The following is a 23,086-nucleotide window of genomic DNA, read 5'->3' as shown; positions in this document are numbered from 1 at the left end:
GATTCTTCAATGATGAATACAAAAATAAAGGTAAACATAATATTTAAGCCAGGTATACCTTCTGCAAGAACAAAAGGTGGTGGAGATCAAACTGCTTGTAAGATGTTATATGAAGCTCTTAAAAAAAGAAATGATATAGAAGTCTATTATAATGGTCTTGTCAAAGATGGACCTTACGATATTCTTCATTTCCATTCCTTTGGAGATGTCTTCTTTAAATACGTAAAGAAAGAAAACAAAAGTAAAATTGTATTTACAGCTCATGTAATAGCAGATACCATGTTAGGTAGTGCTTTATTAGCTGAAAAATGGAAAGGTCTTTTTTCTCAATATCTTCTTCTCTTTTATAATCAGGCAGATGTAGTTATTGCTGTCTCCCCGTTAGAAGTAGAAAAATTAAAGGAAATGGGAGTAAAAACTAAGATTGTTTTTATACCAAATGGTGTGGATTTAAGTTTATTTAAGAAAGATGAAAATTTAAGAAGAAAGACAAGAGAAGAATTTAATATAAAAGACGATGACATTGTACTTTTAAGTGTAGGTCACATGATAAAAAGAAAAGGTTTTGATACTTTTGCAAAAATGGCTGAAAGATTGCCTCAATACAAATTTGTTTGGGTTGGCGGTATTCCTTTCTCCTTCTTAAGTGGAGGATATTCTGAAATAAAGAAAATTATTAAAAATCCTCCAGAAAATCTAATCTTACCAGGTCCATGTCCTCACGATGAACTCAACAAATTTTATAACATGGCTGATATTTTCTTTTTCCCATCAAGACAAGAAAACTTTAGTATTGCTGTCCTTGAAGCATCAGCTGTAGGCTTACCTCTACTTTTAAGAGATTTAAAAGAATACAAAGAACCTTTATCCCCCAATTATGTATCAGGTACAGAAGAAACATTTGAAGAAAATATAAAACTTCTTGCCGAAAACAAAAACTTAAGAGAAGAATACTCTAAAAAAGCCTTGAAAATTGCTGAGAAATACAATATAGAAAGAGTTGCCGATGAAACTGTAAAAGTATATAAAGAAATATTAAATGTGTCATGAAAATAGCATTCTTTACAAATAACTATTTACCAAACACAGGAGGAGCTGCCATAGCTGTAGAAAGCTATAGAGAAGCTTTGGAAAGGCTTGGTCATGAAGTTCATGTATTTGCTCCAAAATATCCACCATGGTTCCCTAAATACAAAGAAGACAATGAAAAACATATAATAAGATTTCCGTCTATTGCATTAAGATTTATAACTCCTCAACCGTTACCCCTATATTTCTCTTTCTTTGTAGAAGATTACTTTAGAAAACAAGATTTTGATATTGTCCATTCACATCATCCGTTTGTAATAGGAAAAACTGCTCTTAAACTTGCTAAAAAGTATAATAAACCAATTGTTTTTACCCATCATACTCAATACCATAAATATGTGCATTATATTCCCTTAATACCCCAAACCATAACCTCCAAAATTGCCATAAAAGAAAGCGTAAAATACTCTAATCAAGTAGATCTTGTAATTGCTCCCACAAAAGAAATTAAAGATATGATAATCAATTTTGGTGTAAAAACAAGAATAGAAGTCATACCTACAGGTATAGATTTTTCTTTATGGGAAAAACCTATTTCTAAAGATTTTTTAGACAAATTTCCATGGAAAGACAAAAAGATATTACTTTATGCTGGAAGACTTGCTAAAGAGAAAAATCTTGAATTTTTAATTCAAGCTCTTTCAAAATTATTAAAAGAAAGAGATGATATTGTGTTTTTAATTGTTGGTGATGGAGAAGAAAGAAAAAATCTAGAAAATCTTACAGAAAAATTAGATATAAAAGACAAGGTTATTTTCTTAGGATGGCATCCAAGAGAAGAGCTAATTTATTATTATAAAATAGCCCATATATTTGTTTTTGCATCCACCACAGAAACCCAAGGTTTAGTTACCTTAGAAGCTATGGCAGGAGGATGTGCTGTAGTAGCAGTAGAAGCCCCAGGCACAATAAGCTTAGTAGAAAATGGTAAAGAGGGTTTATTAGCGCAAGAAGATTACAATGATTTCTATCGAAAAGTTCTATATCTACTTAATAACGAATCACTTCTACATAATATGAAAAACAATGCAATTAAGAAGGCTACTCAGTTTTCGATAATGGAAAGCGCAAAGAAATTGGAAGAATTATATAAAGAAATCATAAAAAACAAAGAAAAAAATAAAAAAATTATAGAAAAATAAGAATTTTTGACATATATTTGCCATTTTTTTACGTATTTTTCTGTTGAATAGATATTTAAAGTTAATATATATTTATTTTGGTTTTAGCACTCATCTACTTAGATTGCTAATAAAATTATGAAAGGAGGTTGAGACTTGTGAAATTGCGTCCTATTGGTGATCGTGTAGTGGTCAAGGTTATTGAGCAAGAAGAAAAAACAAAAGGAGGTATTGTTCTTCCTGACACTGCAAAAGAAAAACCCCAGCAAGGAAAAGTAATAGCAGTAGGTACTGGCAGAATCCTTGATAATGGGCAAAAAGTCCCATTAGAAATCAAAGAGGGAGATAGAGTCATTTTTGCAAAATATGCTGGTACTGAAGTAAAAATTGAAGGTGAAGAATATCTCATCCTTAGTGAGAGAGATATCTTAGCTGTAATTGAAGAGTAAAAAAATTTAAAAAAGGAGGGAGAGAATATGGCAGCCAAATTAGTTAGCCTTGACATGCAAGCAAGAACAGCACTTATAAGAGGACTTGATATCGTAGCAGATACTGTAAAAATTACTTTAGGACCTAAAGGAAGAAACGTAGTACTTGAAAAGAAATTTGGAGCACCTGTTATCACTAACGATGGTGTAACCATTGCTAAAGAAATAGACCTTGAGGATCCATTTGAAAATATGGGTGCTCAACTTGTAAAAGAAGTAGCTTCCAAAACTAATGATGTAGCAGGTGACGGTACAACCACAGCTACAGTACTTGCTCAAGCATTAGTACATGAAGGAATGAAGCATGTAGTAGCTGGAGCTAACCCCATGTATGTAAGAAGAGGAATAGAAAAGGCGGTAGAGGCAGTAGTAGAAGAACTTAAAAAGATTGCAAAACCTGTAGAAACAAAAGATGATATAGCCCATGTTGCAGCCATTTCTGCTAATAACGATGAAGAAATTGGAAAATTAATTGCTGAAGCAATGGATAAAGTTGGAAAAGACGGAGTAATAACTGTAGAAGAATCTCAAGGTATTACAACTACCTTAGAACTTGTTGAGGGAATGCAATTTGATAGAGGTTACCTTTCTGCATATATGATTACAGATCCTGAAAGAATGGAAGCAGTATTAGAAGAACCATACATACTCATAACTGATAGAAAAATAAGTGCAGTAAGTGATATTCTTCCAATACTTGAGAAAGTTGTTCAAACTGGAAAGCCATTAGTAATAATTGCAGAGGATGTAGAAGGTGAAGCATTAGCTACTCTTGTAGTCAATAAATTACGTGGCGTTCTCCAATCCTTAGCTGTAAAAGCTCCTGGATTTGGAGATAGAAGAAAAGCAATGTTACAAGATATCGCTATCTTAACTGGTGGAGAGTTCATCTCTGAAGAAACAGGAATAAAACTTGAGAATGTAACATTGAATATGCTTGGAAGAGCAGAAAAAGTAAGAGCCAATAAAGACAAGACTACCATTATTGGAGGAAAAGGAAATAGAAAAGATATTGAGGCAAGAATAGCTCAAATTAAGAAACAATTAGAAGAGACTGATTCTGAATTTGATAGAGAAAAATTACAAGAAAGACTTGCAAAACTTGCTGGTGGAGTTGCTGTAATTAAAGTAGGAGCAGCTACTGAGGTAGAGCTTAAAGAGAAAAAACATAGAATTGAAGATGCTTTATCTGCTACAAGAGCTGCAGTAGAAGAAGGAATCGTACCTGGCGGTGGTGTGGCTCTTGTAAGAACTATTAAAGTTCTTGATAATGTAAAAGTAGAAAATGAAGATGAAAGGATTGGATTAGAAATTGTAAGAAGATCTCTTGATGTACCATTAAAGCTCATTGCTACCAATGCTGGTAAAGAAGGATCTATTATTGCAGAAAAAGTCAAAGAGATGGATGGGCCAATGGGATATGATGCTGCAAAAGATAGATTTGTAAATATGTTTGAAGCTGGAATTGTAGATCCTTGCAAAGTAACAAGATCTGCATTACAAAATGCTGCAAGTATAGCTGCATTAGTACTCACTACAGAAGGTCTTGTGGCTGAGAAACCAGAAAAAGAAAAGCAAACTCCACCTCCACCACCTGAGTACTAATTGAAAACAAAAGCCCCCAAGATTCTCTTGGGGGCTTTTGTTTTATTTAGATTATTCTTCTATAATCTTTTTTTTACCTCGATAAGTTCATCCTTAACTACAGAACTATGCTATAAAATATACTTAGTAAAGACTTTATCCCTTCTAAAACCTCCTCTATAAGCCTTTCTGGTTTATAAAGCCTCTTACTTACCTTATAATCTTTGTTGGTTTTAAAAGAATGCTATTATATACACCAATAACCTGCCAATACCTATTTTTTCCATTAATCTTACATAAAACCCTCCTACTTTTAAAATATGTTAACAAATTTCATCATTTCTATATTAATATTTTTTAATTAATTTTTTAATAATCTTCTGAGAAAATATTTCTCAGAAAATAGAAATACAATTGATAGATGACTGTATTCTCAAGTAATAGAATTAGAAATAAGATCATATCCTTACAAGGCACTCAGAATAAAAACTATAAGTAATTAGATTAAAACTATGATATAAAAAAACTTTTACTTAAATTTTTATCTTCATTTTTGGTGGCCCTACGGGGATTCGAACCCCGGTTTTTGGGTTGAGAACCCAACGTCCTGGTCCACTAGACGATAGGGCCACTTTATATTTTATGGCTGGGGAGGATGGATTCGAACCATCCCTACCTGATCCAGAGTCAGGCGTCCTACCAGCTAGACGACTCCCCAACTTTTACTTTTAAATATAATATATTAATAAGTGAGAATTTGTCAAGAATTGGGAGATATCCTCTAAAACCCGTTTCTATTTTAGAGAGTCAAATTCACCTCCTTTTTTTATTTTAGTTCGCCTGACTCATTATTTTTGTATTAAAAAATTTTTACCCCATCCTTAACAAAGTTTAAATTAAAAATTATTTTTTGACATCTTTTAAACTTCTGTAATGTTTCTTCTTATTTATTATTCGTATATTCTACTAATAAGATATCTTTACCATCTATTGTTAAAGCTAAAAATGTATCTTTTTCTTTTGGATAATAAAGATGATAAACTTGATCATAATTTCTCCATCAACAACTACAAACCATTTCTCACCTTTTTTGCAACATATGCAAATCTTTTCCCATCATCTGTAAAAGTTACATTATATACTTTATCAAACCAATCTTCTCTTTTTTCATTTATTATTAGAGACTGTTCATCTTCTTTTTCAGTAATCAAATACCATGAACCATTTTCATAAACATACCATTTAATTACTTTTTCTCCATCTTCCAATGTAAATAATTTTGTTTCTTTAAATCCTAAGCTTTGGGCAAGAGTTAATTGAAGAATAAAGAGTATTAGGATAAGGAAAATTAATTTTTTATTCATTTAATATCCCCCCTTTAATAATTCTCTCACTCTTGGAAGTTTTATATAAAACCTTATCACTTCTTCATCTACATCAAAGTATTCTGCAAGCTCCCAAATTTCTGTTATTCCCCTTCTTACTGCCTCTAAAAATTTTTCTTCAGGAATAAGATAAAATACTTGCCATTTTTTTGCTCTGTATTCTTTTATTGAAAACTCAATCTTTTCTCTATAATTTTCTTTCTTCTTATTATTGTATGTTGAACCAGTAAAGTAGTGTCAAAGTTCTTCAGCAAGAACACATTTTAATTTTCTATTACTTTTATCAATATATTTTTGCAAATGTTTTTAAAATTCCTATATAAATAAAAAAAACTTGTAATAAGCTGCGTCAAAAAGCCAAATTAAAAGAAACCTGAATGTCTTTTTAACTTCTATAACTTGCTTAATTCCTATTTTCTATATCTCCTTTGTTAATCCTATAAAATCATATAATTTTTCTCCTATAAAATATTTTCCTTTTAGCTCTATACATCCATCTATAATCTCTTTCACTATCTTTACTTCACACTCATAAGCTTTGCTGCCTTAACCCCCATATTATGCTTATTGTCTTTAAATTTGTAGACTTATTGACTTTATTCAGATTTGTAACTACCTTTCTCTATTCCATATAAATTGAAAATTTTCTTCAAGTTCTTTATTCTTAACTATGCAATGTTTAAAAAAATTAATAGTTAACACCGCAACTGTGATTATTAAAGTAATAATCCTCTGTAAGCATTTTTCATACCTTCAAGTAACTCTTTTGGAAGTGATTTGTCTTCATATACTGCTTTTAAGATCAAAAAAAGTAATATCAAATATCGTATATAATTATTTCAGGATTTTTTGTATAGCTTAATCATGATTTATTGCTTCTCCTAGTATTTTTAAACTTAAAATCCTATCTTCTCTTTCATCATATTATTCTCTCGAAGCCATACTTCTATTTTGTATATATAATGCAAGACAATTCTTAAATTCACCATAGAATATTCATACTTTGAATACATAATTTATCAGCTTCTCATGATCCACTTTGTAGGGTTTTTCACAAAATATATAAAAGTTCCCCCTTTTAATTTATATATTAATAACTATTTTCGTCTCAATAAAAACTGCATTAATCAATATTTTTTCAAGGTACTTAGGAAGATTATAAGATTCAAAAATTTTTAAAATTTTATAAGTAATTTTTACGTGAGTCTTTATTATTATCATTATTTCCCATGGCCTCAGTAATTTTCTTAAAACTCTAATAAATCTTTTCTCAGCTACATTATTTGTTAAGCCTAAAAATAATTATGCTGTAATTTTTTCATGAATACATATTTTAAAAATATCATGTATCATTAGATTAATTTTTTCGCTTCTTTTTATTTCTATTAGATTAAAATCAGGTTCACCACAGACATCTACACCTAATACTTTATATGTGGAAAGGAAATTCAAAATATTAAAAAATGAATCCATATCCATTGTGCCTTGTTCCCAATTCGTAAAGATATATTTTTTATCAAGTATGTCTTTATCAATACTTATATAGACAGGGAAGTTTATGTGTTTTTTTAAGATATAAAAATCATTTTTAATTATTTTCAATTTTCTGAATAAATTATCTTTAAAAGAAATATTTTCATTATCAGTCACAACTACTACTTTTTCAATAAAGGGCAATCTTATTGCGTCTCTTATCCAGGATCCACAACTTATATATCCCTCAAAGGTTTCCATAAAATCCAAATGATGATCAATAACTACTAACTCAAAAGGGAATTTTATATTCCTTATTAAAAGATAGGTTAAATAGTGAAAATCACTTTTTCCTAAAAATTTAATTCCTTTATAATCAAAAGGAATTAATTTTTTAAATTCTTCTAATTTCTCATAGGAACATAGATATCTGACCTGGGAAATATTATTAAAAGAAATCAACCTTCCTATAGAAAGAAGCTGATCTTGATTTGTATAAACATTGTCAAAATTTAATATCAAGGTAGGAAAATTAGTTGACATAATTTTCCTACCTCCTTAAGTAAATATTAATTATTTAGAAAATTTTCTTACTGATACTTTTACAGTTGATAACACCTATTGGTCTATATATTCTTATTTTCATTTTTTAACCATTCTCTCAATTTCAATGTGAAATTTACCCCTTGACGTTTCCTTTATATCAAGAACTCTAAAACTACCAAGATTATGAACAGTTACTATATCTCCTATACTTAATTCATAAAAAGAAACCTGAATCTTCCTTTCATTGACCTCTACCCCACCACCTTTAATATAAGTTTGCATTTTACTTCTTGATATTCCAAGTGCAAAGCTCCCTATTGCATCCACCCGCTTAGATGCTTCTGTAGTACGTAATATTTTAGATGGCTTTGTATAACTTTGTAATTCATAAAAGCTTAATATTTTAAATTCAAAATTAGAGTCATTAAAAACTTCTTCTATATCATCTCTAATTTCATTAGCGAATATAATTTTCCAACCATCATGGGTTAGCCATATATCCCCAATTTTATCTAATGAAATGCCCTTTTCTTTTAAAAATTCCAATATAAAATTAGAATTTATTTTTTCATAAGAAATCAGATTTATTCCTGCAAAATATTTATTTAAATCCAAATATTCTATCAATTCTATTTTATCAGAGATAAAACCTCTTTTCCTTTCAGCTCCACTTATACCACCTTCAAGCCTTGTATATAACGTATTTTGAAAAAGAAAACTGATTTTTTGAAATAAATATTGTTCTGTAAGAGACAAAAAACCTGTTGGATTTATACCTCCTTTTTGCCTCACTCTTTGGAACACCTTATAAATTTCTCTTACCTTTTCTTTATCTTCCTCTCTCTTTAAATCTTGAATAATATCTTCTAAATTTCTCATAATAATTAATAATATCACGAGAATCTCTTTTAAAAAAAGCTTCTTAAGGGTAAAATCTATAAATATATAATACTTTTAAGAGGTGAAAAAATGAAGATAGGAGTTTTAATAGGTGTTAAATCTACAGAAAAAGAAATTGCCATGAAAACTGCCCAAAATATTATTTCTGCTTTGAAGATTAAGGGCTATGAATATTGTGAAATACATATTGATGAAAATATTGTTGAAAATATAAAAAGGGAAAAAATTGATGTAGCTATAATTTCTGCTCATGGTTTATATGGTGAAGACGGAACTATTCAGGGACTCTTAGAGCTTCTTGGTATACCTTATGTAGGCTCTGGTGTCCTTGCCAGTGCATTAGCTTTAAATAAAGTTATGGCTAAAAAAATATTTCTATATCATAAAATACCTACTCCTAAATGGATTGAAATTTCAAAAAAAGATATGGAAACAAAAGATTTAGAAAAAATTCTTGAAAACATAAAGGAACTAAAGAAACCCTGGATAGTTAAGCCCTCAAACCAAGGTTCCACAATAGGATTATCTATAGCAAATGATAAAGATGAATTAACAAAAGCTCTTGAATATGCCTTTAGATTTGATCAATATATTCTAATAGAAGAGTTTATAAGAGGAAAGGAAATAACAGCAAGTATTTATGACATAGATAATACAATTTGCCTTCCTTTAATAGAAATTATTCCAAAAACAGGTTTTTACGATTATCAAACTAAATATACTCCAGGATTAAGCGAACATATAATTCCCGCAAGACTTTCTGAAGAAACTTACAAAAAAGCCCAAGAGCTTGGTGTTTTAGCTCACCAAGCTCTTGGTTGTAGACATCTTTCAAGAGTTGACATGATTGTAGAAGAAGATACACAAAATATATACGTTTTAGAAGTAAATACTATTCCAGGTATGACAGAAACAAGCTTATATCCCGAATCTGCTAAAGCTTTTGGAATAGAATTTCCAGACCTCATTGACAGCTTCATAAAATCTGCCTTAAGAAGTATTTAATTACCTCTTATTCTTTTTTACTTTGGGCTCAGCTGAAATTTTTCTATATAATGGGCAACTTTGAGGTAAAAGTGGTAATCCTGCCCTTCTCCTTCTATAAGCATAAATACCAAAAGCAATAAGCAATAAAGATACTGTCTGGGATCCTGTTAAGTATAAAAAGTTTCTAGGATTGTCTCTAAATATTTCTACAATAAAGAAAGCTAATGAATAATAGACAAAGAAATTAGTAGCTACCTCACCATCAGAAGTCTTTCTATTCTTAACTCTTAGTAAATATACAAAAACAATTAGGAAAGCAATTGTATAATAAAGTTCGGTAGCATGTCTATATCCATATATATTTGGGAATTTTACTCCCCAAAGTAATGGGGTTTCATATCCATAACAACAACCATTTAAAAAACAGCCAATTCTTCCAATTGCGCTACCTATAGCAATACTTGGAGTTATAACATCTAAAAACTTCCAATAAGGGATTTTATGTCTCCAAAGATAAATCAATACCACAATTGTTGCTGCAAAAAATCCACCAAAGAATATCAATCCACCATCCCAAAGTTGCAATATTGATATGGGATTACCTTTATATGCATTCCAATATTTTATTACATAAACAATTCTTGCTCCTAAGATTCCTGAAATAATACTCCACACTGATACATTCAATACATGGTCTGGATCAATTTCCTCTCTTTTTGCCCATCTCATTGCTAATAGAATTCCAATAAGGAAACCTAAGGCTACTAAAGTGCCCCACGAATAAATTACAATTGGTCCAATTTTATACTTTAAAAATTGGAATTGGGGAATTGTAAACAATTTCGGGTACATTTTACCTCTCTACCTCCTTCATTTATTTTATTAGTTTTAGAAATAGAAAAAATCCTCCCAAAGTAATAAAAACATCAGCCAAATTGAAAACAAAAAAATTTTTCATATGAATAAAGTCTATCACATAACCACAAAAAACTCTATCATACAAATTTCCTAAAAGTCCTCCTAATATAAATGCTATTCCTAAAAAGCTAAATTTTTTATATAGTATCAAGAGCACTATAAGGGCTAAAAAACTAAAAAAAATAAGAAAGAATCTCGGAATATATATTCCTAAAGCAGCACCATAATTATGCACAAGATTAAAGCTAATTACAAAATCTAATTTTATTCCATCACAAAAATGCCTATTGGCCATTTCTTTCGTTATTCTATCTATTAAAAAAAGAATAAGTATAATCCAGTATTTCATAAATAATATATTAAGGCAAATTCACCACAGTCTGGAAATTTCGGACATCTAACACAATCACTCCAAACCTTAAAGGGTAATGTTCTTTTATCAACCTCTACAAAACCCAACTTTTTAAAATACTCTGGAATATATGTAAGGGCAAGTACTCTCTTTAAACCAAGAAATTTTGCTTCATTTAGACAAGTAAATACAAGTTTTCTTCCATAACCCCTTCCTTCGTATTCTTTTTTAACAATAACTGACCTCACTTCTCCAAGGTCTTCCCAAATAATATGTAAAGCACAAGTACCTATAATTTTTTTATCTATCTCTAATATGTAAAAATCCCTAATATTTTCATAAAGATCACTTAAAGATCTCGGAAGAAGAAGACCTTTTTCAGCATATTCATTAATTAGTTTATGAATTTCAGTTACGTCTTGTATTTTCGCTTTTCTTATCATACTTCTAACCTCGGTAAGAAAGATTCTACAAATTCTTTAGGATCAAAGGGTTCAAAATCATCTTTATCCTCACCTATACTTACAAACTTTACAGGTATTCTAAAGGTCTTTACAATATTAAAAATTACACCTCCTTTTGCAGTACCGTCTAATTTAGTTAATATTACTCCGGTAAGATCAACAGCATTTCTAAAAGTCTCTACCTGTTTTATAACATTTTGACCTAAGGTAGCATCTACTACAATAAGATTTTCAGAAGCTTTATATCCTAAAGTTTTTTCAACAACCCTTTCAATCTTCTTCAACTCTTCTAAGAGATTACTCTTTGTGTGCATTCTTCCAGCAGTATCTACCAATAAAACATTTTTATTTCTTGCTTTAGCAGCTTCTATAGCATTATAAACAACCGATGCTGGGTCAGCTCCTTCTTTTTGAGCTATAACATCTACTCCTACCCTCTCTCCCCAAAGCTTAATTTGATCAATAGCTGCTGCCCTAAAAGTATCTCCTGCAGCTATTATTGGAGAATAGCCCATATTTTTTAGGTAATAGGCCATCTTACCAACTGCACTTGTTTTTCCTGTACCATTTACCCCTAAATATATAAAAACATTAATCTTTTCTGGAATAATATTAAGCTGAGAATTCATCCCATTAAAAATACTCAAAAAGAAATTAAACATAAATTCTATAAGTTCAGAAGTGGATGTGATTTTTTGTTTTTTAATTTCATTAATTAACTGATTTGTCAATTCTAAACCTAAATCACTTTGAATAAGTTCCATTTCCAATTCATCCAAAAGATCATCATTAATCTTAGAAAAGCTAAAAATGTTCTGTAATTTCTCTGCAAATTTTTGTAATTTAGGTAACCTATTCCAAAAGCTCAATTTGCAACCTCCTCTGCTAATTTCCAAGAAAATACTTGCGAAGAACCCTTATCATTTAAAGTCACACCATATATTATATCAGCATATTGCATCAAAACAGGATTATGAGATATAAGAATAAATTGATTCTCTTTACTCAATTCCTTAATTTTCCTGCCTAAAATCATGGCATTTTGATTATCCAGAGCAGAATCAATTTCATCCCAAAAGCAAAAATTAACATGAGCAAGTTCTACCGCAGAAAGCAAAATAGATATACCTACTAAACTTTTTTCTCCTCCAGAAAGCATAATAATATTTCTCCAACTCTTCTTTTGAGAGGAAATTCTAAGTTTTATATCAGAAGTCAATGGATCACTTTCATTATCTAAGAAAATTTCAAGGTTTGAATTAGGAAAGAAAAGTTGCCAATTTTTATTTACTAAATCCTTAAATTGTAAGAAACAACCCACAAATCTTTTTTCGGCCTCTTCCCTCGTTTCCCTAATTATCTTTCTCAAAGAATTAATAGATCCATACACATCATCTATCTGTACAATAAGCTCTTTATATTTTTTTTCTTCTTCCTCCAATTTTGTTTTTGCCAAAAAGTTTACAGGGCCTAACTTTTCCAACTCTTTAACAAGATCTTTCTCCAAAATCCTTAGTTTTTCCTCGGGAAGATCTATTTTTAATTCCCAATCCTCCTGGTAATTATTCTCTATGTCTCCTTCTAACTCTCTTATACGATTTAATAAATCTTTCTTTTTTTCCAAAAGAACAATCTCTTCTTCTCTGTTTTCTTGCCATTTCTTCTCTAATTCTTTAATACGAGTCGTAAGAAGACTCTGTTTTTCAAAAAACTCATTATTTTCTTCAATTACTCTTCCCTTTTCTTCTAATAGCTCCTTTATTCTACCTTCTAAATAATTAATGTTTTTACCTAAAACGGATAAATCATCGTCAATTTTCATTATTTCTTGGTCTATGTTTTTCATCCTTTTTCCAAGATAACTATATCTTTCCTCTAAAAGGTTAAGCTCTTTTTCTAAAGCTATTTTTTGGATCTTATAATTTTCATACTTATCTCTCCATATTTTTATATCCCTTTGTAAACTATTGATTTCATCTATGATAGCTTTTAATCTATCCTCTAAAAAAAGTCCTTCTCTTTCGTATATTTCTAACTTTCTTCTTCTTTCCAATAGATTTTGTTTTTCTTCCCTTTTCTTCTTAATTAGATTTTTAAGTTTAATAATTATTGGATCTAATTTTACTCTTATATCTTTCATTTTATCAATTTCATTTCTCAATATCTCTAAATCCTTTTTTAAAAATTGGTTGCTTTCAATAAGATCTCTTATCTTTTCCTCATTCTCTACAATAGACTTTTCTGATAAAAGTGTAGCCTCAATATTGAATCTTATTCCACCACTTATGGTTCCTGATGGTAAGAATACTTCCCCTTGAAGGGTAACAATTCTCCATCCATCATTGAGAATGTCTTTATTATCAACAGCAGAATCAAAATTATTAAAAATAACAACATTACCTAAAATATTTTTAACTAAATTATCATATTGATAATCATATTTCACAATATCAATTGCTCTAACCGCTACATTTTTCAGTTTTTCAGGAAGTTCTTTAATTTTATCATATCTATTTAAGGTTAATGGTCTAAAAGTAGCCCATCCAGCTCTTTTTTCTTTTAAAAAGTTTATTAATTCCTTTGCTGTTTTTTCATCATCCACAATTATGTCATAGATAGTATTTCCTAAAAGATTATATAAAGCCTCTAAATATTCAAAGGGTATTTCTATAATGTTTTTAAAAATATCATGTATTTTCTCTCTTCTGTAACGTATAATTTCTCTTACACCACGGGGATAATTGTCTATTAAATTTTCCTTTAATTCACCTATAAGATTTTTTAACTTGTTTATCTCCACAATATTTTTTTCAAAAATTTCCTCTTTTTTTCTAAATATTTTATTCTTTTCAATATAATCTCTCTCCAAGCTCTCTCTATAATTTTTAAGATTAAATAATCTTTTTTCCCAATTTTTAATAACTATATCAATTTTCTCAATTTTATTATCTATAATCTCTACATTTTCATCGGAAAAATAAAACTCAGAAAATTCCTTAATTTTTTGTTCCAACCTACTTTTTTCTATAATTTTCTCTTGTAAAGCAATTTCTCTATCTTTCAAAATATCAAAAATTTCATCATAATTTTCACTATTAATACTTTCTAATTTTTTCTCAATATCATTCCTTTGTGTTCCTACAAGATAAAGCTCTTTTTCTAAATCAGTCCTTTCTTCCCTTATACTTTTCAACCTTTCAGTTAGAAGATTTCTCTTTTCTTCATCTCTACTTTTTTCGATACTCAATTTTTGAAGTTCATTATCTAAACTCTCCAAATATGCTTTTTTATCTTTCAAAATCTTATCTATATTTTCTTTTTCTCTTTGAAGCTCTTCCTTATTCAATATGATAGAATCTATAACATTCTCAAGCTCTTTTAACCTTAAATCTATATTCTCAAATTCCTTTTTATATTTTTCAAGATTTTTTAAGGCTTTTTGCCGTAAACAATATTTAAGAGACTCCCGAACGTCAGCAATTTTTTTATTTATCTCTTCATATTTTCGGGCCACCCTAGCTTCTTCTTTTAAAATATCTAAATTGGCTTCCATCTCTTTTCTTTTCTCTTCAAGTCTATTCCATTCATTTTCAACTACTTCCAACTTTAACAAAATATCCTTTACCTTCTCATGATAACCGGATATTCCAGCTATACTTTCAATGATTTCTCTTAACCTTTCATTTTCTTTTACTACTAAATCATCTATCTCTCCCTGATTCAAAAAAGCAAAGCTATATCTACCAAGACCAAGATTTAAAAAAAACATCTGAATATCTTTTAGTCTGACCAGTTTATTATTAATATAGTAATTGCTTTCTTCCTCCCTATATATTTTTCTTGAAATTTCTATTTCTTCATCATCTAACTGCAAACACAAATCAACCTCTGCAAAATTTGAGGGAGGATGAAATTTATTTCCCCCAAAAATTACCTCGTCTACTTTTTCTGCCCTTAAGGTTTTAACTCTCTGCTCTCCTAAGACCCACCTTATAGCATCTAAAATATTACTCTTACCACTACCATTAGGGCCAGTAATAACAGTAAAATTTTGAGAAAATGGTATTTTGGTTGATCCTATAAAAGATTTAAAATTGTGAAGTTCTAATCTTTTAAGATATATCATTTCTAATTTTCTTCAACCCCTCTTTTGCAGCCATAATTTCTGCTTCCCTTTTACTCTTACCTATACCTTCAGACCACTTTTCTCTATCTACCCAAAGTTCTACATAAAAAGTTTTATTATGTTCTGGACCTTCCTCTTTCACTACTCTATATTGAGGTTCTTTTCCTTCTTTAAGAAGTATTGATCTTAATAGGTTTTTCCAATCTACTTCTAAATTTATATTTTTTATATCTTCCTCAAAAATTCTCCAAATAAAATCTTTTACAAAATCATATCCTTTATCCAAATATATTGCTCCAATGAAGGCCTCAAAAAGATCACATAGTACAGACGGTTTATCTCTTCCTCCTCGTTTTTCTTCTCCTGTACCTAGTAATACCAGTTCATCTAAGCCCAAAGCTTTTGCTTTTTTATATAACATCTCTTCTTTTACAAGAAAGATTCTCATCTGAGTTAATACACCCTCTGTTGCATGCTTATAATAATCAAAAAGAAGATCAGTGATAACCATATTTAATACTGCATCACCCAAAAATTCTAATCTTTGATTATCTATTTTAAATTCGGGATTTTCATGCTTAAAAGATGGATGAATAAGAGCTTCTAAAAGTAGCTTTTTATTATTGAATGAAACTCTAATATTTTTACCTATCTCTTGACTGATTTTATCTATATCTATTTTAACTTTTTTCATTCTTCAAATTTTTTAAAAATTAATGATGCATTTTGTCCGCCAAAACCGAAAGAATTCTTTAAGGCATATTTTACTTTCCATTTTCTACTTATGTTAGGTACATAATCCAAATCACATTCTGGATCTTTTTCCTCATAATTTATAGTAGGATGCAATATACCATTGTATATAGACAACACTGTAGCCACAGATTCTACAGCACCAGCAGCACCAAGTAAATGTCCAATCATAGATTTTGTAGAACTAACTGGAATATTGTAAGCATAATCCCCAAAAACTTTTTTAATCGCTAATGTTTCTATTTTATCATTCAATTTAGTTGAAGTACCATGAGCATTTATATAATTTATATCCCTTGGATCTATTTGAGCATCTTTTATTGCACGTTTCATAGAAAGAACAGCTCCATTTCCTTCTGGATCTGGTGCAGTTATATGATAGGCGTCATCAGATGCTCCAAAACCGACAATTTCTGCATAAATTCTTGCTCCTCTCTTTAAAGCATGTTCCATTTCTTCAAGTATTAATATTCCTGCACCTTCTCCCATCACAAAACCATCTCTTTTAGCATCAAAAGGTCTACTTGCTTTTTCTGGAGGATCATTCTGGGTAGAAAGAGCTTGTAGAGCACAAAAACCAGCTATTCCCATAGGAGTTATCGAAGCTTCTGATCCCCCAACAATAGCAAAATCCGCTTCACCAAAGGATACTAAGCGATAACCTATACCAATTGCATGGGCTGAAGATGCACAAGCTGAAACAGGAGAGTAATTTGGACCTTTAAAACCAAAAAAAATAGAAATATTACCCGATGCTATATTTATAATAACCATAGGTATTAAAAAGGGACTTACCCTGTTTACACCCTTTTCAAATAAGACTCTAAATTGATTTTCTAAAGTCTCAAAACCACCAATCCCAGATGTAACAATTACAGCAGTATTTTCTTTTTCTTCTTCTGTAGGGTTCCAATTAGCATCTTCCATAGCAAGTTTTGTAGCAGCAACAGCAAATTGAGAAAATCTATCCAATCTTCTGGCTTCCTTTCTATCTATAAAATCTTCTGGGTTAAAATCTTTAACTTCTCCTGCAATTTTTGTTGGAAAATCATCTACAGGAAATTTAGTTATGTAGGATATTCCAGATTTCCCATTTATAATTCCATCCCAAAACTTATCTTTACCAATCCCAAGAGGTGAGATTACACCTATTCCGGTTACTACAACCCTTCGTCTCATCCATAAAACCCCCTTAATAAAAATGAGGGTACTGGATTTTTCCAGTACCCTTTCTACCATACTTATAATCTTTTCTCAATATACCTTACTACATCTCCTACAGTTTTAAATTTCTCTGCCTCCTCATCTTGTACATCAATACCAAACTCTTCTTCTAATGCCATAATTAGTTCTACAGCATCTAAAGAATCTGCACCTAAATCCTCCTGAATATTTGAATCCATAGTAACAAGATTCTCATCTACTCTAAGTTGATCTACAATTATTTTTTTGACTTTTTCAAAGATAGTAGCCTCATCCATTTTACAGTTCACCTCCTTCCTCTTGAGAAATTATATATCACCTTTTTAGATTGCTAATCCTCCATCCACATTAAGAACTATTCCTGTAATATAGGAAGCCTCGTCTGAAACCAAAAATTTTACAGCATTTGCCACATCTTCAGGATCCCCAAATCTGCCTAAGGGAATTTCATCTAAAACTTTCTTTTTCATTTCTTCAGAAAGAACATCTGTCATTTCAGTTTTTATAAAGCCAGGAGCAATTGCATTTACTGTAATACCCCTTGATGCTACCTCTCTTGCTACAGCCTTTGTAAAGCCTATAATACCAGCCTTAGCTGAAGCATAATTAGCTTGTCCAATATTACCCTTTAGTCCTACTACTGATGAAATATTAATAATTCTACCACTTCTTTGTTTCAACATAATCTTTAATGCAGATCTTGTACAAAGAAATACACCTCTTAAATTCGTATTTATTACTTGATCCCATTCTTCACTTTTCATTCTTATCAGAAGATTATCCTTAGTAATTCCTGCATTATTGACTAATATATCCAATTTTCCCCATTTTTCAATAACAAAATTGAACATCTTTTCAACTTCTTCCTCTACACTTACATCAGCCTGATAAATTTCTCCCTCCCCACCTAACTTTTTTAATTCCTCTAAGGTTTCCAATGCTGATTCTTTTTTACCTTTATAATTGATAAGGACTTTAACTCCCTCTCTTGCAAGAACAAGAACTATAGCTCTACCAATCCCTCTACCCCCACCAGTAACAACTGCAACTTTGTCCTTTAACATCCTAATTCCCCCCTTAAAATTTCTAAATCTTCCGATTTTTCTATTCCTATAATTTTTACCTCTGGAATTATTTTCTTTATCAATCCTTGAAGCACCTTTCCCGGACCAACCTCAACAAAATAATCTATTCCTAAGTTATATATACTTTTTATTGATTCAATCCATCTTACTGACCCTGTAAATTGTTTTATAAGTATATCCTTAACATTTTTTTCTACAAAATCACATGTAGTACTACTAAGCACATTATATTTAGGCTTATTAAAATTAAAATTGCTTAAATAATCCCTAAAAATCTCTTCAGCTTCTTTCATTAAAGGAGAATGAAAAGGACCACTAACAGATAAATGTACAACCCTTTTTATCTTATCTTTCATCTTTTGATACCATAAATCAAAAGCTTCTTTTTCTCCAGAAAGAACAATTTGTCCAGGAGAATTATAGTTAGCAATAAAGATATTCAAACCCTCTTTTTGAGATTCTTTTACGCTATTTTCTATCTCTTCCAAATCTCCACCAAGAATAGCCCACATTCCACCTTTAACCTTTTCTGCCACTTCACTCATTACCTCAGATCTTTTTTTAATTAGATTCAGACCATCCTCAAAATTATAAACCTCTGCATAATAAAAGGCAGAATATTCTCCCAAGCTATGCCCTATTCCATATTCTGCATAAAAACCTTCCTTTTTCAAAAAATCTGATAACATAGCACTTACAGAAAAAATAGCTGGTTGAGATATCCTCGTATCCTTTAAAACCTCTTCTGGACCATTCTGAACCTTATCAATAAAATCCTTACCTAAAATCTTTTCTATAACTTGAAAGTAATACCTATATTCAGACTTCTCTAAAAATGGGCTAAACATACCCACATATTGAGATCCCTGTCCTGGAAAAACAAAACATACTTTCATAGGCTAAACCCCTCAACTTCATTTTAACTTTCAATATTTTTCCATCTTAATACAGCAGAACCCCAGGAAAGACCAGCACCAAAACCGACTAAAGCTAAAATATCTCCGTCTTTTATCTTACCTTCTAAAACAAGCTCTTCAAGAGCAAGTGGTATGGAAGCTGTAGAAGTATTACCATATTTATGTATGTTAATAGCGACTTTGTCAATAGGAATACCTAATCTCTCTGCTCCTGTTTCAATAATCCTGATATTTGCTTGGTGCGGAATAAGCCAATCTAAATCAGCAGGGGTCAGTCCTGCCTTTTTTAGAGATTCTTCTGTTGTTTCACCTAAAACTTTTACTGAAAATTTAAAAACTTCTCTTCCATTCATTTTAATATAATGAAGCTTATTCTTTAATACCTCTTCAGAACATGGATTCTTTGCACATCCTCCAGGAATTGCTAACAAATCAGCTCCCGATCCATCTAATTTAAGATCCCAAGAGAGTAAACCATAACCCTCACCTACTTCTCTTAATACAACAGCTCCTGCACCATCCCCAAAAAGAACACAAGTATTTCTATCTTCCCAGTCAACAAATCTTGAAAGAACTTCTGTTCCTATAACTAAAACTGTTTTAACATCTCCTGATCTAATAAATTGGGCGCCTGTAATTAAAGAAGATACAAAACCAGTACAAGCACTAAGCAAATCAAAACCACCTGCATTTTTTGCCCCAATTTTATTTTGTATAACTGCAGCCATAGACGGAAAAATCATTTCTAAAGAAGCAGATGTAACAATAATAAGATCTATTTCCTCAGGTTCTACTTTAGCCATTTTCAAGGCTTTTAGTGCAGCTTCTGCTCCAAGATCTGATGGATTTACACTACTATCAGCTATATGTCTCTCTTTTATTCCTGTACGTGTAGTAATCCATTCATCAGAAGTATCTACCATTTTCTCCAAATCATAATTCGTTAAAACCCTTGGGGGAACTACCGTCCCAATCCCTATTATCCCTACACCCATTTTAAATCTCCTTATATTATTCTTCCTTCTCTTCCTTTACCTTTAATACTTCCCTTCCCTCATAATAACCGCAAAATGGACATATTCTATGAGGTCTTATCATTTTATGACAGTGAGAACATTCTACTAACGCAACACCACTTAGTTTATACCTCACCCATCTACGATCTCTTCTTGTAGTAGATAGTTTTTTCTTCGGAAGACCCATTGCTATTTCCCTCCCTTTTTATCTAAAAACTTTTTAAGTGGCTCCCATCTTGGATCAACCTTACTATCTTTTGAACATTCACACTCACCTAAGTTAAGGTCCTTCCCACATACAGGACATAATCCTTTACAATCGGGACGGCAGAGTGGTTTTACAGGTATATTTAATCTTATACTATCCTCAAGAAGAGGATCTAGAAAGAGACTCTCTTTTTCAAGTACAAATTTAAAATCTTCATCTTTTAACTCAATAATATCTCCAGGGCTTATGTTTCTTTGTATAGGAATATCCCATAAATATATTTCCTGAATCTTGGCTTCTAAATTATAAGGAAAATCTTTCAAACATCTACTGCATACAAGACTTAATTTTGTCTTAATATTACCTTTTACTAATACTTCTTTACCTAAATTTATAAGCTTTAATCTTATATGAACAGGTTCTAAAAAAAGCAAATCTTCGTAATGAGGAATAAAATCTTCCTCGTAAATAAACTCCTTTCCTACCTCAGAATGTAAATCAGCAAGATAAATTTCCACAATATCACCTTCTTTTTATTTATTCCCTACAATTTTAACTGTTTCTCTTGCAATCATTAACTCTTCATTAGTTGGTATTACCCATACCTCAACCTTTGAATCAGGAGTACTTATCTTTAATTCTTCACCTTTTACTTTATTTTTCTCTGGATCAATCTTTACACCAAGATGTTCTAAACCCTCACATATTAAACTTCTCTCTAATGGTCCTCTTTCACCAACTCCAGCAGTGAATATTAAAATATCGAGTCCACCTAATATAGCATAATAGGCACCAATATATTTTTTAATTCTATAAGCAAAAACCTTTAAAGCCAACAAGGCTCTTTCATTACCTTTTTCAGCAGCTTCTCCTACATCTCTAAAATCACTACTTACTCCGGAAATACCTAAAATACCACTTTTCTTATTAAGAATGTTATCCATTTCTTTTGGAGATAAATTTTCCTTTTCCATCATAATAAGTGGGATCGCAGGATCAATATCACCACATCTTGTCCCCATAACTAGTCCTTCTAACGGTGTATATCCCATACTAGTATCTATTGATTTACCATTTTTAATGGCTGTAATACTTGCTCCATTTCCAAGATGGCAAGAAATAATTTTTAATTCTTCCAATGGTTTTCCAATTAATTGAGCAACTCTCCTTGAGACATAATAATGAGAAGTACCATGAAAACCATATCTCCTAATCTTGTATTTCTCATACCATTCATAAGGAAGGGCATAAATGTATGCTTCTTTTGGCATGGTTTGATGAAAGGCAGTATCAAATACTAAAACTTGTGGGGCTTCTGGTATTAAAGACATACAGGCCTCAACACCTTGGATATTATAGGGATTATGAAGAGGAGCCAAATTTTCACATTCCTTTAATTTCTTATAAGTTTCTGGGGTCACTAAGGTAGCCTCAAAAAAGCTTTCTCCACCATGTACAACCCTATGTCCTACAGCATCAATATCATTATGAGAACTTAATATTCCATCATTTTTATCTACCAACAATTTAAATATCTCTTCTATTGCTTTCCTATGAGTAGGTAAGGGCACTTCATAAATTTTTTTAGATTCTAAGCCTCTTTGATATATAATTCTTGAACCATCAAGGCCTATCCTTTCAGCAAGCCCCTTTGCTAAAACACTCTCATCCTTCATATCAAAAACCTGATACTTTACTGATGAACTTCCACAGTTCAAAACAAGTACTTTCATAGCTACCTCCTTTTCTACCTTGAAATTTATCCACGTAATTATACTATAGCAAGGAATGTTTCACAAGATTTACAAAAGATGTTAATATTTTTTTAAATTTTTCTTATATGTTCGACAGGAATATTATTCTTTCTAAATATCTCATTCACTAAAGCAAGATCTTCTGTCTCTAGTCTAAGCACTAAAAAACCATAATCCTCAGAATCACTTGGAAAGGTAGCCATACTCATAATATTTATTCCCTTTTCAGCAATAAGATTTACAATTTTTGCTATTTCTCCAGGAGTATTTTTTATTCTTAATGTATATCTCAAACCTTTTTTACCATCTCCAAGCATCTCTATAAAAGCCTTAAAAATATCACTTTCTGTTATTATTCCAATAACTTCTCCATTTTCTATAACAGGTAAAGCACTTATCTTATTATCTCTCATGATTAAAGCAGCCTCCTCAATAGGAGCATCTACATCTACTGTTATAGGATTGGAAGTCATTGCATCTTTTACTTTTAATTTTTCTAAAAGATAATTGATTTCAAAAATACTTAAAGATGTAGCTTGAGATGGTGATACAGACCTTAAATCTCTTTCCGTTACAATACCTACAAGCTTTCCTTTTTCCATAACAAGTAATCTTCTTACTTGGGATTCTTGCATTATCTTCCATGCTTCCAAAATGGAAGTATCAGGAGATACACTTATAGGATTTTTGGTCATTCGCATTCTAACAAGCATAATA

General features: G+C 30.8%; 24 protein-coding genes and 2 tRNA genes. 5 read left to right on the top strand and 21 right to left on the bottom strand.

The genetic code is table 11. The annotated features are described in order from the left end of the window. Positions 1–9 precede the first annotated feature (9 nt). From ACY3JJ_RS05080 to groL, 4 genes are all read left to right on the top strand, one after another. Positions 10–1,050 (top strand): glycosyltransferase family 4 protein, encoded by a 1,041-nt coding sequence (locus ACY3JJ_RS05080; RefSeq protein WP_463091097.1) that lies wholly within the window; start codon positions 10–12, stop codon positions 1,048–1,050. Beyond that, positions 1,047–2,231, top strand: a complete 1,185-nt coding sequence (locus ACY3JJ_RS05075) for a glycosyltransferase family 4 protein (protein WP_463091096.1) — start codon at positions 1,047–1,049, stop codon at positions 2,229–2,231. The genes ACY3JJ_RS05080 and ACY3JJ_RS05075 overlap by 4 nt, the downstream gene beginning before the upstream one ends. A gap of 137 nt (positions 2,232–2,368) precedes the next feature. Next, positions 2,369–2,659 carry a co-chaperone GroES gene (gene groES, locus ACY3JJ_RS05070; RefSeq protein WP_148805409.1) on the top strand — a complete coding sequence of 97 codons (291 nt, stop codon included), beginning with the start codon at positions 2,369–2,371 and terminating at the stop codon, positions 2,657–2,659. 27 nt (positions 2,660–2,686) lie between these two features. Then, on the top strand, positions 2,687–4,303 hold the full coding sequence (gene groL / locus ACY3JJ_RS05065; protein ID WP_463082261.1) for a chaperonin GroEL: 1,617 nt from the start codon (positions 2,687–2,689) through the stop codon (positions 4,301–4,303). A gap of 533 nt (positions 4,304–4,836) precedes the next feature. On the opposite strand, the gene ACY3JJ_RS05060 is transcribed toward groL, so the two are convergent. From ACY3JJ_RS05060 to ACY3JJ_RS05035, 6 genes are all read right to left on the bottom strand, one after another. Next, positions 4,837–4,912 (bottom strand) — tRNA-Glu (locus ACY3JJ_RS05060). Between the two features lie 13 nt (positions 4,913–4,925). After that, positions 4,926–5,000, bottom strand: a tRNA-Gln gene (locus ACY3JJ_RS05055). 349 nt (positions 5,001–5,349) lie between these two features. Next, positions 5,350–5,646, bottom strand: a complete 297-nt coding sequence (locus ACY3JJ_RS05050) for a hypothetical protein (RefSeq protein ID WP_463091095.1) — start codon at positions 5,644–5,646, stop codon at positions 5,350–5,352. Positions 5,647–6,750: 1,104 nt separating this feature from the next. Next, complete coding sequence (locus ACY3JJ_RS05045) at positions 6,751–6,888, bottom strand: hypothetical protein (protein ID WP_463091094.1); 138 nt, start codon at positions 6,886–6,888, stop codon at positions 6,751–6,753. An 81-nt stretch (positions 6,889–6,969) separates the two neighbouring features. Next, the gene (locus tag ACY3JJ_RS05040; RefSeq protein ID WP_463091093.1) at positions 6,970–7,683 is read right to left on the bottom strand and encodes a hypothetical protein; all 714 of its coding nucleotides are present in this window, start codon (positions 7,681–7,683) and stop codon (positions 6,970–6,972) included. 99 nt (positions 7,684–7,782) lie between these two features. Then, positions 7,783–8,565 (bottom strand): S4 domain-containing protein, encoded by a 783-nt coding sequence (locus ACY3JJ_RS05035; RefSeq protein WP_463091092.1) that lies wholly within the window; start codon positions 8,563–8,565, stop codon positions 7,783–7,785. A 90-nt stretch (positions 8,566–8,655) separates the two neighbouring features. On the opposite strand from ACY3JJ_RS05035, the gene ACY3JJ_RS05030 reads away from it, so the two are divergent. After that, complete coding sequence (locus tag ACY3JJ_RS05030; protein WP_463091091.1) at positions 8,656–9,591, top strand: D-alanine--D-alanine ligase family protein; 936 nt, start codon at positions 8,656–8,658, stop codon at positions 9,589–9,591. Here ACY3JJ_RS05030 and lgt read toward each other — a convergent pair whose 3' ends face one another. From lgt to ACY3JJ_RS04955, 15 genes are all read right to left on the bottom strand, one after another. Continuing rightward, positions 9,592–10,425, bottom strand: a complete 834-nt coding sequence (gene lgt, locus ACY3JJ_RS05025) for a prolipoprotein diacylglyceryl transferase (protein ID WP_463091090.1) — start codon at positions 10,423–10,425, stop codon at positions 9,592–9,594. 22 nt (positions 10,426–10,447) lie between these two features. Beyond that, complete coding sequence (locus ACY3JJ_RS05020; protein ID WP_463091089.1) at positions 10,448–10,840, bottom strand: signal peptidase II; 393 nt, start codon at positions 10,838–10,840, stop codon at positions 10,448–10,450. Continuing rightward, the gene (locus ACY3JJ_RS05015) at positions 10,837–11,286 is read right to left on the bottom strand and encodes an N-acetyltransferase (RefSeq protein WP_463091088.1); all 450 of its coding nucleotides are present in this window, start codon (positions 11,284–11,286) and stop codon (positions 10,837–10,839) included. The genes ACY3JJ_RS05020 and ACY3JJ_RS05015 overlap by 4 nt, the downstream gene beginning before the upstream one ends. Next, positions 11,283–12,176 carry a signal recognition particle-docking protein FtsY gene (gene ftsY, locus ACY3JJ_RS05010; RefSeq protein WP_463091087.1) on the bottom strand — a complete coding sequence of 298 codons (894 nt, stop codon included), beginning with the start codon at positions 12,174–12,176 and terminating at the stop codon, positions 11,283–11,285. The genes ACY3JJ_RS05015 and ftsY overlap by 4 nt, the downstream gene beginning before the upstream one ends. Beyond that, a complete protein-coding gene (locus ACY3JJ_RS05005) occupies positions 12,173–15,433 on the bottom strand; it encodes an AAA family ATPase (RefSeq protein WP_463091086.1) in 3,261 nt (1,086 codons plus the stop codon). The genes ftsY and ACY3JJ_RS05005 overlap by 4 nt, the downstream gene beginning before the upstream one ends. Next, positions 15,420–16,127, bottom strand: coding sequence for a ribonuclease III (rnc, locus tag ACY3JJ_RS05000; protein ID WP_463091085.1), 708 nt, complete (start codon positions 16,125–16,127; stop codon positions 15,420–15,422). The genes ACY3JJ_RS05005 and rnc overlap by 14 nt, the downstream gene beginning before the upstream one ends. Then, entirely contained in the window at positions 16,124–17,365 is a 1,242-nt protein-coding gene (gene fabF, locus ACY3JJ_RS04995; protein ID WP_463091084.1) for a beta-ketoacyl-ACP synthase II, read from the bottom strand. The genes rnc and fabF overlap by 4 nt, the downstream gene beginning before the upstream one ends. Positions 17,366–17,427: 62 nt before the next feature. Next, positions 17,428–17,667: an acyl carrier protein gene (gene acpP, locus ACY3JJ_RS04990; protein ID WP_148805450.1), complete on the bottom strand. Its 240-nt coding sequence runs from the start codon at positions 17,665–17,667 to the stop codon at positions 17,428–17,430. Positions 17,668–17,712: 45 nt separating this feature from the next. After that, entirely contained in the window at positions 17,713–18,453 is a 741-nt protein-coding gene (gene fabG / locus ACY3JJ_RS04985) for a 3-oxoacyl-[acyl-carrier-protein] reductase (protein ID WP_463091083.1), read from the bottom strand. Further along, positions 18,447–19,370, bottom strand: coding sequence for an ACP S-malonyltransferase (fabD, locus tag ACY3JJ_RS04980; protein WP_463091082.1), 924 nt, complete (start codon positions 19,368–19,370; stop codon positions 18,447–18,449). Before fabD ends, fabG begins: the two co-directional genes overlap by 7 nt. A 23-nt stretch (positions 19,371–19,393) precedes the next feature. Continuing rightward, positions 19,394–20,386 carry a beta-ketoacyl-ACP synthase III gene (locus ACY3JJ_RS04975; protein WP_463091081.1) on the bottom strand — a complete coding sequence of 331 codons (993 nt, stop codon included), beginning with the start codon at positions 20,384–20,386 and terminating at the stop codon, positions 19,394–19,396. Positions 20,387–20,402: 16 nt separating this feature from the next. Then, the gene (gene rpmF, locus ACY3JJ_RS04970) at positions 20,403–20,594 is read right to left on the bottom strand and encodes a 50S ribosomal protein L32 (protein ID WP_463091080.1); all 192 of its coding nucleotides are present in this window, start codon (positions 20,592–20,594) and stop codon (positions 20,403–20,405) included. A 2-nt stretch (positions 20,595–20,596) separates the two neighbouring features. Then, positions 20,597–21,133 (bottom strand): YceD family protein, encoded by a 537-nt coding sequence (locus ACY3JJ_RS04965; RefSeq protein ID WP_463091079.1) that lies wholly within the window; start codon positions 21,131–21,133, stop codon positions 20,597–20,599. A 15-nt stretch (positions 21,134–21,148) separates the two neighbouring features. Continuing rightward, positions 21,149–22,348, bottom strand: a complete 1,200-nt coding sequence (locus tag ACY3JJ_RS04960) for an acetate/propionate family kinase (protein WP_463091078.1) — start codon at positions 22,346–22,348, stop codon at positions 21,149–21,151. A gap of 92 nt (positions 22,349–22,440) precedes the next feature. Then, on the bottom strand, positions 22,441–23,082 hold the full coding sequence (locus ACY3JJ_RS04955) for a CBS and ACT domain-containing protein (protein ID WP_463091077.1): 642 nt from the start codon (positions 23,080–23,082) through the stop codon (positions 22,441–22,443). Positions 23,083–23,086 lie beyond the last annotated feature (4 nt).

The organism is Dictyoglomus sp. DH, assembly GCF_055181375.1.
This window is presented reverse-complemented; position numbering and strand designations above follow the sequence as displayed.